The organism is Schaalia hyovaginalis (assembly GCF_014208035.1).
Lineage (GTDB): Bacteria > Actinomycetota > Actinomycetes > Actinomycetales > Actinomycetaceae > Pauljensenia > Pauljensenia hyovaginalis.
This window is the reverse complement of record NZ_JACHMK010000001.1, coordinates 2,414,375-2,428,803: the sequence shown is the minus strand read 5'-3', so window position 1 is coordinate 2,428,803 and position 14,429 is coordinate 2,414,375. Positions and strand designations below refer to the sequence as shown.

The 14,429-nt window shown below is 70.1% G+C and carries 13 protein-coding genes and 1 pseudogene; 2 read left to right on the top strand and 12 right to left on the bottom strand.

The genetic code is table 11. From position 1 onward, the window contains the following. The first annotated feature begins 13 nt into the window (after positions 1-13). Positions 14-541, top strand: coding sequence for an NUDIX hydrolase (locus tag HD592_RS10800; protein WP_184454043.1), 528 nt, complete (start codon positions 14-16; stop codon positions 539-541). Between the two features lie 62 nt (positions 542-603). On the opposite strand, the gene HD592_RS10795 is transcribed toward HD592_RS10800, so the two are convergent. Beyond that, complete coding sequence (locus tag HD592_RS10795; RefSeq protein WP_184454041.1) at positions 604-1,905, bottom strand: M18 family aminopeptidase; 1,302 nt, start codon at positions 1,903-1,905, stop codon at positions 604-606. A gap of 38 nt (positions 1,906-1,943) precedes the next feature. Here HD592_RS10795 and HD592_RS10790 point away from each other — a divergent pair, with 38 nt between their 5' ends. Further along, positions 1,944-2,783, top strand: coding sequence for an aldo/keto reductase (locus HD592_RS10790; protein WP_407822417.1), 840 nt, complete (start codon positions 1,944-1,946; stop codon positions 2,781-2,783). A 117-nt stretch (positions 2,784-2,900) separates the two neighbouring features. On the opposite strand, the gene HD592_RS10785 is transcribed toward HD592_RS10790, so the two are convergent. The 11 genes and pseudogenes from HD592_RS10785 to HD592_RS10740 all read right to left on the bottom strand — a co-directional run bounded on the left by HD592_RS10785 (position 2,901) and on the right by HD592_RS10740 (position 14,263). Continuing rightward, a complete protein-coding gene (locus HD592_RS10785) occupies positions 2,901-4,631 on the bottom strand; it encodes an ABC transporter ATP-binding protein (protein WP_184454037.1) in 1,731 nt (576 codons plus the stop codon). Continuing rightward, positions 4,628-6,388: an ABC transporter ATP-binding protein/permease gene (locus HD592_RS10780; RefSeq protein WP_184454035.1), complete on the bottom strand. Its 1,761-nt coding sequence runs from the start codon at positions 6,386-6,388 to the stop codon at positions 4,628-4,630. The genes HD592_RS10785 and HD592_RS10780 overlap by 4 nt, the downstream gene beginning before the upstream one ends. Before the next feature lie 29 nt (positions 6,389-6,417). Then, positions 6,418-7,458: an ABC transporter substrate-binding protein gene (locus tag HD592_RS10775; protein ID WP_184454033.1), complete on the bottom strand. Its 1,041-nt coding sequence runs from the start codon at positions 7,456-7,458 to the stop codon at positions 6,418-6,420. A 13-nt stretch (positions 7,459-7,471) separates the two neighbouring features. Beyond that, a complete protein-coding gene (locus HD592_RS10770; RefSeq protein ID WP_184454031.1) occupies positions 7,472-8,251 on the bottom strand; it encodes an ABC transporter ATP-binding protein in 780 nt (259 codons plus the stop codon). Continuing rightward, positions 8,248-9,477, bottom strand: coding sequence for a FecCD family ABC transporter permease (locus HD592_RS10765; RefSeq protein ID WP_246430022.1), 1,230 nt, complete (start codon positions 9,475-9,477; stop codon positions 8,248-8,250). Before HD592_RS10765 ends, HD592_RS10770 begins: the two co-directional genes overlap by 4 nt. A 4-nt stretch (positions 9,478-9,481) precedes the next feature. Continuing rightward, positions 9,482-9,613 (bottom strand): hypothetical protein, encoded by a 132-nt coding sequence (locus HD592_RS12420; protein WP_268833444.1) that lies wholly within the window; start codon positions 9,611-9,613, stop codon positions 9,482-9,484. A gap of 233 nt (positions 9,614-9,846) precedes the next feature. Next, on the bottom strand, positions 9,847-10,299 hold the full coding sequence (locus HD592_RS10760) for a GNAT family N-acetyltransferase (RefSeq protein ID WP_184454029.1): 453 nt from the start codon (positions 10,297-10,299) through the stop codon (positions 9,847-9,849). A 179-nt stretch (positions 10,300-10,478) separates the two neighbouring features. Further along, positions 10,479-11,564 carry a glycosyltransferase gene (locus HD592_RS10755; RefSeq protein ID WP_184454027.1) on the bottom strand — a complete coding sequence of 362 codons (1,086 nt, stop codon included), beginning with the start codon at positions 11,562-11,564 and terminating at the stop codon, positions 10,479-10,481. Then, positions 11,561-12,370: pseudogene (locus HD592_RS10750) on the bottom strand (phosphodiester glycosidase family protein); the annotation flags it as partial. The gene HD592_RS10755 and the pseudogene HD592_RS10750, both read right to left, overlap by 4 nt. A 148-nt stretch (positions 12,371-12,518) precedes the next feature. Beyond that, positions 12,519-12,998, bottom strand: coding sequence for a GtrA family protein (locus HD592_RS10745; protein ID WP_184454023.1), 480 nt, complete (start codon positions 12,996-12,998; stop codon positions 12,519-12,521). A 98-nt stretch (positions 12,999-13,096) separates the two neighbouring features. After that, a complete protein-coding gene (locus tag HD592_RS10740) occupies positions 13,097-14,263 on the bottom strand; it encodes a methyltransferase domain-containing protein (RefSeq protein ID WP_184454665.1) in 1,167 nt (388 codons plus the stop codon). Positions 14,264-14,429 lie beyond the last annotated feature (166 nt).

Sequence of the window (14,429 nt, the reverse complement as noted above, 5' to 3'; positions counted from 1 at the left end):
GTAGCATTCGGGCATGACGACTCCGCAGTTCATCCTCGATCTCCGCGAGAAGATCGGCACGAGCGAGCTCTGGCTCCCGGGCACGACCGCGATCGTCCTGCGCCGGGCGCTCGATCCCGCGGGCGCCGAGCCCGGCTGGTCGAGGGGCGTCGCGGACCCGGCCGAGGTCGAGGTGCTCTGCGTGAGACGGGCCGACAACGGGTGGTGGACGCCGATCACGGGCATCGTCGACCCGCGCGAGGAGCCCGCCGTCGCGGCCCTGAGGGAGACCCTCGAGGAGGCGGCGGTCGAGGCCCGCGTCGACCGGCTCATCGGCCTCGATGTCGTCGGCCCCCTCGTCTACGCGAACGGGGACCGGGCGAGCTACCTCGACACGGCCTTCGTCCTCGAATGGGCCTTAGGCGAGCCGCATCCCGCGGACGGGGAGAACACCGAGGCGGTCTTCGTCCGCGCCGACGCCCTCCCGGAGATGAACCCGCGTTTCACCCGCCTCATCGCGAAGGCGCTCACCGGCTCCGTCGAGGCCGATTTCGTCTCCTGAAAGGGCGGGGCCGGGCGGCCGCGCTCGCGTTGGAGGCGGGCCCGGCCCGCGCGTGGGGCGGGTCAGGCCCCGGCCCAGTAGGCCTCGAGGACCTTCGACATGCCGATGAGGTCGTCGACGTGGCTCATCTCGCGCGCCGAGTGCATCGACAGCAGCCCGACGCCCACGTCCACCGTGGCGATCCCCAGGCGCGTTGCCGTGATCGGTCCGATCGTCGACCCGCAGGGCATCGCATTGTTCGACACGAAGTTCTGCGCGGGCACCCCGGCGGCCCGGCACGCCCTGGTCCATACGGCGATGGATTCCGCGTCGGTCGCGTAGCGCTGATTCGCGTTGATCTTCAGCACCGGGCCGCGCCCCATCACCGGGCGGGTCGCCGGATCGTGGTGCTCGGCGTAGTTCGGGTGGACCGAATGCGCGGCGTCGGCGCTGATGCACGACGAGGCCGCGAACATGCGGGCGCGCCCGTCGAGGTCGCGGCCGAGGGCGGCAGCGGTGCGCTCGAGGACGCTCTGCAGGATCGGGCCCGCCGCGCCCGATCGGGTTTCCGAGCCGATCTCCTCATGGTTGAAGCAGGCGAAGACGAGGACATCCCCCGCATCGGGGATCCCCGCCCCGATGAGGCGCTCGAGGGCGGTGAGCCCGGCGTGGACCGAGGAGAGGTTGTCCTGCTGGCCGGCGGCGAAGAACTCGCCCTTCGCGCCGAAGGTCTCGGGTCCCTGCTGCGGGACGAGGATGAGGTCGTGGGAGACGATCTCGGAGGCCTCGACGCCCGCGCAGCGCGCGATCTGCGAGAGGAGGTCCGCGTTGGGATCGTCGACCGTCCACACGGGGTGGAGGTGCTTTTGCGGGTCGAGGTGCAGGCCCTCGGGGTTCACCCCGCGATCGAGGTGGATCGCGAGCTGGGGGATCCGGGCGAGTGCGCCCGTTCTGACCAGCACGGATGATCCGTCGGCCATGATGAGGCGCCCGGCGATCGCGAGCTCGCGGTCGAGCCACGAGTTCCAGATCATGCCGCCGTAGACCTCGACATCGATGAGCGACCACCCGTCCGGGGTCGAAGAAGTGAGCGAGGGCTTGATCTTGAAGGCCGGGGAGTCCGTATGCGCCCCCACGATGCGGAAGGCCGCGCCCTCGTCGATCCTCTTCGGCACCACCCAGGCGATGGCCGCGCCGTTGCGGACCATGACGTGACCGCCCGGGGAGGCGTCCCAGGGGTCGCGCTCGTCCTGGCGCGCGAAGCCCGCATCCTCGAGACGCTGCGCGACGAGGTCGGCCGCGTGGTACGGGGAGGGGGAATCCAGGAGGAAATGACGGTAATCGATCGCGTGGAGCGTGCGCTCGTCGTACTCGAAGTAGCCCATGGGCCCATCCTAGAGCCGCCTATGCTGAGGGCATGTCGATCTCCCCCCTTGACGAAGCCGTCCTCAACGATGGGACGACCCTCCCTCCGATCGGTCTGGGCACCTATCGCCTGTGGGGCTCCGCGGGCGCCTCATCGATCGAATCGGCCATCAGGATGGGCTACCGCCTCATCGATTCCGCGGTGAACTACGAGAACGAGGGCGCGCTCGGCCGTGCGGTGCGAAGGTCGGGCGCTCCGCGCGAGGACCTGCGCCTGGTCTCCAAACTCCCGGGGCGCCATCAGCGCTACGAGGAGGCGGTCCGCGTCGTCGAGGAATCCCTGTACCGGGCGGGCCTCGACTACTGGGACCTGTACCTCATCCACTGGCCGAACCCGAAGCAGGGCCTGTACGTCGAGGCCTTCTGGGCGCTCGTCGACCTCAAGAAGCGCGGACTGATCCGTTCGGTCGGGGTCTCGAACTTCCTGCCGGCCCATCTCGAGCGGCTGCGCGACGAGGTGGGGGAGCTCCCGAGCGTCAACCAGATCGAGCTCCACCCCTACTTCCCGCAGGCCCGGGCGCGCGCCTTCCACGAGAGCCTCGGGATCCGCACGGAGTCGTGGAGTCCGCTCGCGCGCAAACTGCGCGTCGTCGACGAGCCGATCCTGGCCGATCTGGCTCGTGAGACGGGGCGGTCGGTCGCCCAGATCGTGTTGCGATGGCACCTCCAGCTGGGGGCGATCCCGATCCCGAAGGCCGCGAGCCAGGCGCGTCAGCGTGAGAATCTCGCCGTCTTCGACTTCGCCCTCGATGAGGGGCAGATGGCGCGGATCTCCTCGCTGGCCAGGCCCGACGGGCGGCAGGCGGATCAGGATCCGGCCGTCTACGAGGAGTTCTGAGCGCTGCTCCGCGAGGGGTTCGAGTTCTGAGCGCCGGGCGGCGCCGATGCGCGTGCGCCCCTCCGGCGCGTCCGCGCCATCGGCGCCCGTCCGCGGCGGAATCGGCGCCGTCCCGCGCTATTCCCGGATCGACTGATCCGCCAGGATGCGCCTGTAGTCCGCGCTGGTGCGCTCGAGCTCCTCGTGAGAGCCGTGCGCGACGACCCTGCCCGAATCGAGCACCCAGATGGACTCCGCGTCGGCGAGGGAGGCGAGGCGATGCGAGATCACCAGGGTCGTCCGTCCCCGGCGCAGCCGCGTCGCCGATTCGGTGATCTCCCGTTCCAACTCCGGATCGAGATTGGCCGAGGGCTCGTCGAGGATCAGCAGGCGGGGCTGGCGCAGGAAGGCCCGTGCGAGCACCACCCGCTGCCTCTCGCCCCCCGACAGCGCGGTTCCCCGGTCGCCGACCGGCGCGTCGAGGCCGCCGAGCCCTTCGACGAGGCCCTCGAGGCCGGCCGCCCGGAGCGCCTCCCACATCCTGTCGTCGTCGGCGTCCCAGTCGGCCAGGAGGAGGTTCGAGCGAAAGCTCCCGGAGAACACGTGGCCGTTCTGCGGGACGAGGGCGACATCGAGACGATGCTCATCCGGATCGAGGCTGCGCAGATCGCGCCCGGAGAAGCGGACGCCGCCCGAATCGGGATCCATGAAGCGCATGAGGAGATGGGCGAAGGTCGACTTTCCCGCCCCGGAGGGGCCGACGAGCGCGACGGTCCGGCCCCCGGGGACCCGCAGACTCACCTTCTTCACAGCGGCCTCCCCCTCGTAGCGGTAGGTCGCGGAGTCGCTGACGGCGGCCTCCTCCTCGCCCTCGACGAGGGGCAGGTCGAGCGGCGCGCCGGGGATCGGATCCGGGGCGCCGAGGACCTCGTTGATCCGGTGGGCGCAGGAGGACACCTCCCCCATGATCTCGAGCATCCCCGCCAGGGAGAGGACCGGAAGGGTCGCCATTGCGACGAGGATGACGGCGACGGGCAGCTGCTGGGCGGGGTAGGAGCCCTCGACGACCCTCCCCGTGAGAACGGCGAGGATCCCGATGCTGACCGCCGCCGCGCCGAAGGCCGACACGGCGGATTCGAGGCTCTTGCGCATCGCCTGGGCGAGCTTGTCGCGCTGCACCCCGGCGCTCGCCTCCAAGACGCGGCGCCCGTGCTCCTCGCGCTGCCCGAGGGCGTACAGCTCGCGCGCGCCGACCACGGAGTCGAGGCCGAGGGACTTCAGGGCGGACAGGCCCGCGCGCACCCTCTCGCCCTGTCTGCGCTGCACGGGGGCGAAGAGCCAGGGCACGAGGACCGGCAGGATCACCGAGACGAGGACGAGCAGGGCCAGCGGTCCGATGAGGACGATGAGGACGGACTCGATGAGGATCGTGTTGATGAGGGCCGCGACGGCCACGGGGGCCGTATGGGCGTAGAACCACTCCAACTGCTCCATGTCGTTCATCGCGGCGGCCGTCAGATCCCCGGTCCTGCGCCCGGCGAGGCCCCGGGGCGCGATCCTCTGGATCGCCGCGTACAGGTCGATCCTCATGCGCGCGAGGATCTGGTAGGCGAGCTGGTGGGACCACCACGCGTCGTAGAGGTAGCCGAGGGCGTGGGCGATCGCGAGGCAGAACAGGGCGAGGAAGGGGAGGAGGAGGCGGGGATGCTCCTCGGACACCAGCCTCGTCGTGATCCACACGCTCACCACCGAGACGAGGATGAGGGCGATCTGGTGGAGGGCGATGACGAGGACGGAGCCGATGAACAAGCGCCGGAACTGCCCGAGGCGTCCCATGATGGAGATGAGGTCCCTGAAGGTCTGTTTCATCGCTTCTCGATTCCTTGGAGGGGCGCGGGGGCGGGGGCGGCGCCGATGACCTCGTCGGGACGCCCGGAGGAGACGATCCTCCCGGCGCTGAGGCGCACGGCCTCCTCGGCGCCCGCCGCCACCTCCATGCGGTGGGTGACGAGGACGAGGGTCATGTCGGGAAGCGCCTCGCGCAGGCCGGACAGGATCCGGGCCTCGGTGTCCGAATCCAGCGCCGAGGTGGACTCGTCGAGGATGAGGATCCTCGGCCGTCTGACGAGGGCCCGGGCGATGGCCAGGCGCTGGCGCTGCCCCCCGGACAGATTGGCCCCGCCCTCCTCGACGCGGAGGAGGAGGTCGTCCGGGAGCGCGGCGCCCTCGCCCGCCGCTGCGGGACCCCGCTTCTCGTGGAGCCCGTAGGCGCGGGCGAGGGTCAGCGCTTCGAGCATCTCCTCCCGCGTCGCCCCCGGTGCCGCCGCTGCGAGGATCTCCTCGACGCTTCCGGGGAAGATCACGGGGGACTGGGGCACCAGGGAGATCACCGACGGGATGTCGACGCTCGTCGCGGGCTCCCCTCCGATCGTGATCGTCCCCGCCTCCGGGGAGTCGAGGCCGAGGATCATGCCGATGAGGGTCGACTTGCCCGAACCGGATCCGCCGATGACGGCGAGGAATCGCCCCTGGGGGATCCGCAGGCAGGCTCCGCTCAGGGCGGGGGCCTGCGCGCCCTCGTAGGTGTACGACACCGCGCGGGCCTCGATGTCGGCGGGGCGCCCCTCGGGCAGGGCGCGGCGCTCGGGAACGACCCGATCGGGAGCCCTCCCGCGCAGGAGCTCATGGATCTGCGTCGCCGCGCTCAGGCCGAAATAGCCGGCGTGGAACGCATTGGCGAGGTCGCGCAGGGGCCGGAACACCTCGATGGACAGCAGTGTGATGAAGAAGAGGCGCTCGACGCCGTAGGCGCCTCGGTGCACCTCGTAGGAGGCGATGAGGAGGGCGATCGCGGGGCCGAGGACCATGACGGCGGCCGAGGCGCCGGTCTCGCCCAGGGAGATCCTCAGCTGCGACAGGGTCGTCCGCAAGAGTTCCTTCGACCTCTCCGCGAGCCTGCGACCGTAGGCCCGGCTCGCCCCGAAGGACTTCAGGGTGGTCATCCCCATCATCGCGTCGACGAAATCGCTGTTGAGATCCTCGTAGGCGCCCCAGTGGGCCTGGCCCTCCTCGGCGAGGGCGCGGTCCCACAGCCTCGGCACGAGGAACGCGGCGATCGCGCACAGGAACAGGACGATGCCGATCACCGGGCTGACGGTTCCGATCCAGAGGCACAGGGGGCCCGCCGTCAGGGCGGTGACGGCGATCTGCGGGAGGTAGGAGCCGAAGTAGGGCTCGATGGCCTCGACCCCGTCGACCATCAGCGATTCGAGCGCTCCGGCGCGCGAGGAGCTCAGGCGCATCGGCCCGCGCTCGTCGATGTCGGCGAGGATCCGGCGCCGCAGCTCCACCTTGAGCAGCAGTCCGAGCCGGTTCGCGATGTAAGCGCGCAGGAGGCCCAGGAGGGGGATGAGGATGAGGAGCAGGGCGAGCAGCGCGATCGACCTCGTCAACGCGTAGGGGTCGCGTCCGCCCAGCAACTCGGAGAAGATCATCGAATTCACCAGGGCGCTTGCGACGAGGAGGGCGCTCGCGGCCATGCCGGCGAGAACCGGTGCGATCAGGACCGCGGGACTCACCCCGGCCGCTTCGAAGACCGCGCGTTGCCGCCTCCCCGCTGTGCTCATGCTCATGCTCCCTCCCGGGCCTTCCGTGCTCACTGCTCCGCGAGCTTCTTCACGAGTTCCCGGGCGGCGTCGATCGCCTCGACGGTCGGGTAGGCGGCCCCGGAGGGCAGCTCGATGATCCTCTTGTTCTTGAAGGCGGCGGTCTGCGTCATCCCCGGGATCTTCTCCAAACGGGCCAGCGAGTCCTCGAGGGTGATCCCGCTCTCCCCCGTGGTGACGATGAGGACGTCGGGATTCGATTTGACGATGGTCTCGGGCGAGATGGCGCCGTTGAACATCGCGTCGTAGGAGGGGTTGACGACGTTCTTCAGGCGGGCGGCGTCGAAGATCCCCTGGATCGTCGAGTTGGCGCCGTAGGCGAAGAGGTCGTCGGACGAGTCCCAGTAGTACAGGCCGGCGGCCTTGAGCTCGGGGAGCCTCCCGCCCTCCTCGCGGGCCGCCGCCAGGTCGGCCTCCATCGCGCTCGCATTCGCGTTCGCCCTCTCCCCGGTGTTGAGGAGGGCTCCGAGCTCCCGGATGTGGGCGGGGATCGCGTCGAGGTCCGCGAAGTCGCTCTTCGCCCCGGAGAAGGCGTAGGCGCAGCTGCTCGGCGGCATCACGCCCGCGATCCCGTTGTTCGCGAGGTTGTCGATGCTCAGGTCGCCCTCGCCGAGGGCCGATCCGTAGATCATGTCCGCCTGCAGTTCGAGAACGCGCTCGAAGCTGATGGATCCGTGGTCCTCGCCTCCTCCGGAGGCGACCTCCTCGATGCCGGAGAGGCTCTTGAGCTCGTCCTCGATGCGGGGGCCGTAGAGCGCGCCGTGCTCGCCGAATCGGGCGACCATCCTGTCCGCCGCTCCGGCGGAGACGATGTTCGCGACTCCTTCGCGCCCCGCGCCGATGATCCGAGCGGGCTCGCGCCCGACGGCGACCTCCTGTCCGCAGAATGAGGCCTTCATCGGGTAGGCGGCGTTCGAGGGGGCGCTGTTCCCCGCCGATTGGCGGTCGGCGGCGCCGGTGCCCGTCGAGCAGCCCGCGAGGGCGAGGGCCGCGCAGGTCGCGGCGGCGAGGAACGAGGGTCTGAGCGTCATGGGATTCTCCTTGCTATCGAGTGGGTGAGGTGAAGAGGAACTGCGGCCTGCCGCAGTGCTCGATCCGCGAGGCGGCGACGCCGTACAGTTCGGCGATGGTGCTCTCGAGGAGGACCTGTTCGGCGGGTCCGACGGAGTGCATTCGGCCCGCGCTGAGGATGTGGACCCTGTCGCAGTAGCGCGCGGCCATGTTGAGGTCGTGCAGGACGACGACGACCGTGCGGCCGAGGTCGCGCAGCAGTCCGAGGACCTCGTGCTGGTAGCGGATGTCGAGGTGGTTCGTGGGCTCGTCGAGGAGGATGCATCGGCTCCCCTGCGCGAGGGCCCTGGCGATGACGACGCGCTGGCGCTCGCCGCCGGAGAGCTCGTCGGAGCGCCGCCGGCTCTTGTCGCTCATCCCCACGGCTTCGAGGGCCTCCAGGGCGAGCCTGCGGTCCTCATCGCGATAGGGGCTGAAGTCGGGGACGAAGGGCATGCGCCCGAGGAGCACCTCGTCGAGGACGCTCATCCGGTGAGGGGTGAAGGACTGCTGGACGACGACGCTGATCTCGCGCGAGATCGTTCGAGGAGTGAGGGAGGCCAGGGGGCGGCCGTTGAGGAGCACGCGTCCTTGCGAGGGGGTGAGGGCCCCGTACATCGTGCGCAGGAGGGTGGTCTTCCCCGAGCCGTTGGGGCCCACGAGTCCGGTGACGATGCCGTGCGGGATCTCGGCGTTGAGGGAGTCGAGGGCGAGGGTCGAGCCGTATTTGACGCTGAGGCCCTCGATCCGGAAGGCGGGGGCGGTCGTCGTCATTCGTCGTTCCTCGCGTCGCGTCCGATGAGGAGCATGAGCAGGGGCGCTCCGAGCAGCGAGGTGATGACTCCGATCGACATCTCGCCGGGGGCGACGGCGATCCTCGCGAGGAGGTCGGCGAGGACGATGATGATCGCCCCGGTCAATGCGCAGGCGGGGGCGGAGCGCCGGAAGATCCCCCCGTGCAGTCTTTTCGCCAGGTGCGGGACGACGAGTCCGATGAATCCGATCGTCCCCGTCAGGGCGACGAGGAAGGCGATGATGAGGGAGATGAGGAGGAAGACGAGGAAGCGCTGGCGCTGGGGGTCGACGCCGAGGGTGCGCGCGACGTCGTCCCCGAGGGACAGGGCGTCGATGCGGCGTCCGGTGGCGATGAGCCCGAGGATCCCGGCCCCGCTGGCGCTCGCCGCGATGGCGACCTCGGGCCAGTGGCTTCCGGAGAGGGAGCCCAGCATCCAGAAGACCACCGATCGGGTCGTCGTCGGGTCCTTCGCGAGCATGATGATGAGGCTGGTGAGGGCGGAGAAGAAGAAGTTCACCGCCATCCCGGCGAAGATCACCCGCGTGTTGGTCAGTCGTCCCGCCCCTCTGGCGAGGGTCATGACGAGGGCGAGTGAGACGAGGGAGCCGATGAAGGCCCCGGCGCCGACGCCGAGGCGGACGGGGCTGCCCGCCATGCGCAGTCCGAAGACCATGACGGCCGCCGCCCCGGTCGAGGCCCCGGCGGAGATGCCGAGGATGTAGGGGTCGGCGAGGACGTTGCGCAGAGTCGACTGGGCGGCGAGTCCCGTGACGGCCAGTCCCGCGCCGCAGGCGGCGCCCACGAGGCTGCGGGGGAGGCGGGTGCTCCAGATGATGCCCTCGTCGACGGGGCCGGGGGCTGGCAGGACGCTCCACTGCCAGGGGGTGAGGTGCTCGAGGACGATCCGCAGGGTGATCCCCGGGTGGACTTCGACCGCCCCGATGCCGCATGCGAGGAGCATCGAGACGATGAGGAGGAGGACGAGGGCGGCGTCGATGCCCGCGGAGCGGGCGCGCGCGGCCGGAGAGGTCCGGCCGCCTCCGCTGCTGGGGGAGGGGAGGGGAAGGGCGTCGTTCGGGCAGGCTCCGAGGGCCTCCAGATCGCGACGGGGGCCTTTTATCAGAGTCCCGTCGGACCTGCGCGCGTATGAGTCCTCTTCGCCCGCGCACAGTTGGACGATGCCCTTCCCGCTCCCTCGCCTCATGCGCTCAGCCCTCGAGTTCGACTGCGAGCTGGAAGGCGGTGGTCGGGTGGATTCCCGGGTGGTGGTTGGAATTGGGGGCGAGGATCGCGTCCTCGCGCTTCGTCTCGAGGATCTCGGTGACGGCGTTGTCAGTCATGTCGCTTGTCCTTTCGTGCATTGGGCCCGGTCGGAGGGGATCTCCATTATGTGTAAGGTAAGGCTAAGCTAAGTAAATCTTTTGTGGAAGGGGCGCGCGAACGGGCCCCGGATCCTGCGGAGACGGGCCCTCGGACGGCGGGCCCGCCGGGCGCGGACCCCGGTGAAGAGGGGCCCGTCAATGACGAGCGCCGCCCCGCCGGTGCGGCGGGGCGGCGCGTCGAGTCCGGGGCTTCAGCCCTCCAATGCGACCCGGTAGACGTTGGTCTCGCGCTGGACGAAGCCGGCGCGGCGATAGAGGCGATTCGCGGCCTCGCGCGCCGGGCGGCTCGTCAGATCGACGGTGCGTGCACCGACGGCCTTCGCATGCGCAAGGGCGGCCTCGACGAGGGCGAGGCCCGCGCCCTGGCCGCGGGCGGCCTCATCGACGACGACGTCCTCGACCCACGCGCGCACGCCCGTCGGGATCTCGAAGGTGGCGAGCGACAGCATTCCGAGGATCGGCTTCCGAGCGGGATCATCGGCTGCCTCGGAACGGAACACGAAGAGGTGAACCGAGGGCTGCGCGACGAAGCGCTCGACGTCCCCCGCGGACAGGGGCTTGGCGGAGCGGGAGAGCTGCGGGATGAGGCGCTCCATCGCCTCCACAAGCTCAGGGGTGGACTCGGTGACGATCTCGACGCTCATATCTCTCCTTCGGCTGCGGATCATGCACAGTCTATCGACGGGGGAAGCCCGGGCGGGCGCCCCCGCCGGGGCGCCCGCCCGAGTCCCCTACAGCGCGGTGCTCGGTCGGCCCGCGACGAAACGGGCGAGGCGCTCGCGAAGGGAGGGCCTGTGGACATCGGCGTATGACGACGGGGCGCTCACCCCACCCGCAGCCGCGCCGCCCGCCGGCGCGAGACCGGCGGCCCCGCCCTCGGCCCCCGCCGAACAAGCGCTCGTCCGCTCCGCGAACACCCAGGAGCGCTGGATCCGGTAGGACGCGGCATACAACGAGACATCCACGATCGGCTTGGCCAGCCACAGTGCGAGGCCGAGGGCGAGCGCGGCCTTGAGCGCGACGTAGGACGCCCCCAGGAGCCCCAGGGCCAGGACCGCGTACTTGAGGCCGTGCGCATGACCGTTCCCCGGCGCGCATGGAAGACGCGCCGGTTGAGCGCGAAGTTCACGCCGGCGGAGAGCGCTCTCGCCGCGACGACGGGAATGAGGAGCCCGCCGATCAGCGCATGGAGGCCGATGACCCCGACGTAGTCCACCACGGCACCGACCAGGGAGGAGGCGGAGAACTTCACGAGGGGGGCGTAGATGCGCGCCGAGTCCCGAAGGGGCCGGAAGTGCGAGGTGGCATTGCCCTCCTCGTAGATCGTCCGAATCGGATGCTGGATGAAGGGCAGACCGGATTCAGCGGCCTTGAGGAGCACGGAGAGCTCGTACTCGTAGCGGTCGCCGGGGACCTCGAGCAGCCAGTGGAGGTCGCCCGCGGGGAAGGCCCGCAGGCCGGTCTGCGTGTCGGGGAGGCGGACGCCCGTCGCCAGGCGGAATGCGAGGGCGGTCGCGTCGTTGCCGAACTTCGAGCGGAACGGGACGTCGCCGTCGAAGCTGCGGACGCCGAGGACGATCTGCCCGGTCTCCTCGCACTCGCGCCCGACTGCGAGGATGTCTTCGACGAGATGCTGCCCATCCGCGTCCGCGGTGACCACGGGCTCGCCGGGGCGCAACTCGGCGGCCCGGGCGATCCCGGTGCGCAGCGCGGCCCCCTTCCCGCGATTCACGACGTGGGGGACGAGGTCGGCGCCCGCGGCGCGGGCCGCGTTGAAGTAGACGGCGTAGTCCGGGCCCGAGCCGTCATCGACGACGACGGCCTGAATCGACGGGTCCGCGCGGTGCAGGTCGAGGACGAGGCGGGCGAGCCGGGTGTCCGGGCGGAAAGCGGGGATGAGTACGATCATTGTGCGCTCCCGATGTAGAGGATGTCGCTGGTGGCGCGTTCGCCGCCATTGGAAGGAGAGTTGACGACCTCGCCGTTGAACCACATCTCGGAGGAGCCTCCGCCGTCGAGGTTGTAGGCGGTCGTCGCGCCGAGGTTGACCATGATCTGCGCGAGCTCGCTCATCGTGACCCCGGCCGAGGTCGAGGAGCGGCCGTCGACGACGACGAACACGAAGTGGTTGTCGTCGATGATCCCGATCGCAGTGCGGGGCTGATCGCCCTGGATCGAGTGATTGCCGAAATTCGTGTCGATTTCGACGGAGTCGATGCCGTCGACAATCTGCGAGTCCTCGACCAGCGCCGGGCCGAAGGAGAGGGTCTGCCACACGCCCTCGTCGAGGAGGGTCTGGGCGTCGGTCGCGGTCTCGTCGTAGACCCTCATGCTGCCGTCCCGGTAGATCGCCAGGCCTTCGCGTTCGCCCTCGTCGCGGTAGATCACGCCGTTGCGGATCACGATGCCGGTGTCGCGGAAGCCGTAGTAGTCGCCGTTGATGGCGAGCACCGCGTTGTTCTGCGCCGCGATGTCGGATACGAGGGCGGTGATGTTCTCGCCGAAGGCGTTGTCCGCGAAGGCCGACCTCAAGCCCGTGGCGTCCGAGACCACCACGTCCGCGACGTAGTAGGTCGCCGCGTCGGATCCGGAGCCGTATGAGCCCTGGGTGATCGTCACGCTCGTCCCGTCCGACGAGGTGTAGCTCGTGTCGGCGAGCGAGGTGATGCTCGCGGTCGATCCGGCCGGGGCCGAGGACGCGCCGGTCTGCGAGGCGCCAGCGCCAGTGCCGCGACGGAGGCGATGAGGGTGTTGCGGAGGCGGTGCGAGCGGCGGGTACGGGGAGACGCCTTTCAGGGGTTGCGCCCTCGGCGATCGGGGCCGAGGGTGCAACGGGGGACTGAATGCGACGGGGGAGGGGCGCTCAGGCCTGCGCGACCCGGGCCTGCCCGAACGAGGGCAATGCGGAGCGGAGCCGCGCGAGGTCGGTGACGACCAGTTCGCGATCGCCGAACACCAGGTAGCGCTGGCCGAGGTAGTTGAGGGCGAAGAGCGAGGAGTTCGCGAGGATCGACGCGATCCACAGGGCGAGGCCGAGCGGGACCATGCCGCGGATGACGGCGTAGGCGGTGAACATGATCGTCGCCTCCCACACCGCGTACTTGAGGGCGGTGGCGATGAGCGCGCCCTGCTTGTCGAAGACCCGGCGATTGAGGAGGTAGTTCATCGTGCACGAGGTGATGCGGGCGCACACGACCGGCAGGAGAAGTCCCCCGACGAGCCTGTTCAGCGCGAGGAGCATGAGGTAGTCGAGCGTCGTCGAGCTCAAGGAAGAAGCCAGGTAGCGCAGCTGCCGTCCGAAGCGGGCGAGGAGGGCGACGAGGGCGGGTCGTGTCGTGGTCATGACCCCAGCATCTCGGGCGCGCTTGTGAGGGGCGCCGGTCCAAGCTGTGGGTCAGCTGTGGAGCGGGGCCGGGCGGTGCCGGCGGGCCGGCCCGCCGTTCAGGATCCGCGTGACAGGAGGATGCAGGTCTCCGTGTGGGGAGTGTGGGGGAACATGTCGAAGAGCCGGGCCCTGTCGCCGCGGTAGGAGGGCATGGCCCTGAGGTCGGAGGCGAGACTCGCGGCGTTGCACGAGGAGTAGACGACGCGGGGGATCCCGGAGTGCTCGACCCATTGCGCGAGCTCGGGGCCGATGCCGCGTCTCGGCGGGTTCACGACGAGGACGTCGGGGCGCGCGTCCGGGTCTTGGTCCTTCGCCCAGGCGCTTGCGTCCCCGCATACGAAGCGGGCGGCGTCCCTGTTGAGGCCGGCGGTGTGCGCGGCCCGGATCGCCGAGGCGATGGCCTGCTCCGAGACCTCGACGCCGGTCACCCGGGGGATGCCGGCGCGGGCGGCGTGGAGGGCGAAGCCCCCAACGCCGCAGTAAAGGTCCCACAGGGTCTCGGGTGAGCGCCCGTCGGGAAGGGGGGCGGCCGCCCATTCGGCGGCCTGCCGGTAGAGGGCGGAGGAGACCTCGCGGTTCGTCTGGACGAATGAGCGGGGCCCGAGGACGAGGTCGGTGTCCCCGACGCGAAGGTCGAGGGCGCGGCGCTTGGTCAGCACGATCTCGTCCGGACCCTCCACGATGGCCTCGTGGGTGGGATGGATGTTGGCGCTGACGACGGCGAGCCCGGGAATGAGGCGGTGGAGTTCGGGGAGCGCGCGGCGGATGTCGGTGAGGCGGTCGCGGGTCCTCAGGACGAAGCGGCACATGAGGGCGTCGTCCGTTCCGACGGTGAGGAGGATGTACTTGAGCTCGCCCTTCTTCGTGGGGACGTCGTAGGGTGCGAGGTCGAGCGCGCGGATGAAGCGCTTGAGTGCAGGTGCGGCGGCGTTGATCGCGGGGTGTTGGATCGGGCAGCCGGGAAGATCGACGCCCCGCCGGTCGGGTCCGAGGATCCCCAGTGTCGGTCTGCGCCGCGTGCCGCCGACGACGAGTTTCGCGCTGGTCCTGAATCCGGTGCTCGCCGAGGCCTGGGGGTTGAGCCAGTCGAGCGCGGTCATGCCGGGGGTCTGGTCGAGGAGGGCGCGAGCCTTCCCCTGCTTGTGAGCGATCTGCTCGGGGTACGGGGTGTCGAGGAGTGAGCAGGATCGGCATGCGCCCGATGCGTGGTGCTGGCAGTGCATGTCCTGATCGTCCCACAGTGCGAGGAGCATCGAGGGCAACAAGTCGGCCATCGGTGTTTTGGGTGGTGTCAACAAAGCGTTCATTTTGGGGCGGAAAGAGAGCTTCAAGCGTTTGAAGGCCGGGTGCGGTCCGATTTGTTGTCAGCTTTCGACGGGTGTTGCGCGG

What these genes read in the sequence shown, in the direction of transcription:
- HD592_RS10800 (WP_184454043.1), top strand. Translation starts at nt 14, where the DNA reads ATGACGACTCCGCAGTTCATCCTCGATCTCCGCGAGAAGATCGGCACG.
- HD592_RS10795 (WP_184454041.1), bottom strand. Translation starts at nt 1,905, where the DNA reads ATGGGCTACTTCGAGTACGACGAGCGCACGCTCCACGCGATCGATTAC.
- HD592_RS10785 (WP_184454037.1), bottom strand. Translation starts at nt 4,631, where the DNA reads ATGAAACAGACCTTCAGGGACCTCATCTCCATCATGGGACGCCTCGGG.
- HD592_RS10780 (WP_184454035.1), bottom strand. Translation starts at nt 6,388, where the DNA reads ATGAGCACAGCGGGGAGGCGGCAACGCGCGGTCTTCGAAGCGGCCGGG.
- HD592_RS10775 (WP_184454033.1), bottom strand. Translation starts at nt 7,458, where the DNA reads ATGACGCTCAGACCCTCGTTCCTCGCCGCCGCGACCTGCGCGGCCCTC.
- HD592_RS10770 (WP_184454031.1), bottom strand. Translation starts at nt 8,251, where the DNA reads ATGACGACGACCGCCCCCGCCTTCCGGATCGAGGGCCTCAGCGTCAAA.
- HD592_RS10765 (WP_246430022.1), bottom strand. Translation starts at nt 9,477, where the DNA reads ATGAGGCGAGGGAGCGGGAAGGGCATCGTCCAACTGTGCGCGGGCGAA.
- HD592_RS12420 (WP_268833444.1), bottom strand. Translation starts at nt 9,613, where the DNA reads ATGACTGACAACGCCGTCACCGAGATCCTCGAGACGAAGCGCGAGGAC.
- HD592_RS10760 (WP_184454029.1), bottom strand. Translation starts at nt 10,299, where the DNA reads ATGAGCGTCGAGATCGTCACCGAGTCCACCCCTGAGCTTGTGGAGGCG.
- HD592_RS10755 (WP_184454027.1), bottom strand. Translation starts at nt 11,564, where the DNA reads ATGATCGTACTCATCCCCGCTTTCCGCCCGGACACCCGGCTCGCCCGC.
- HD592_RS10745 (WP_184454023.1), bottom strand. Translation starts at nt 12,998, where the DNA reads ATGACCACGACACGACCCGCCCTCGTCGCCCTCCTCGCCCGCTTCGGA.
- HD592_RS10740 (WP_184454665.1), bottom strand. Translation starts at nt 14,263, where the DNA reads ATGCACTGCCAGCACCACGCATCGGGCGCATGCCGATCCTGCTCACTC.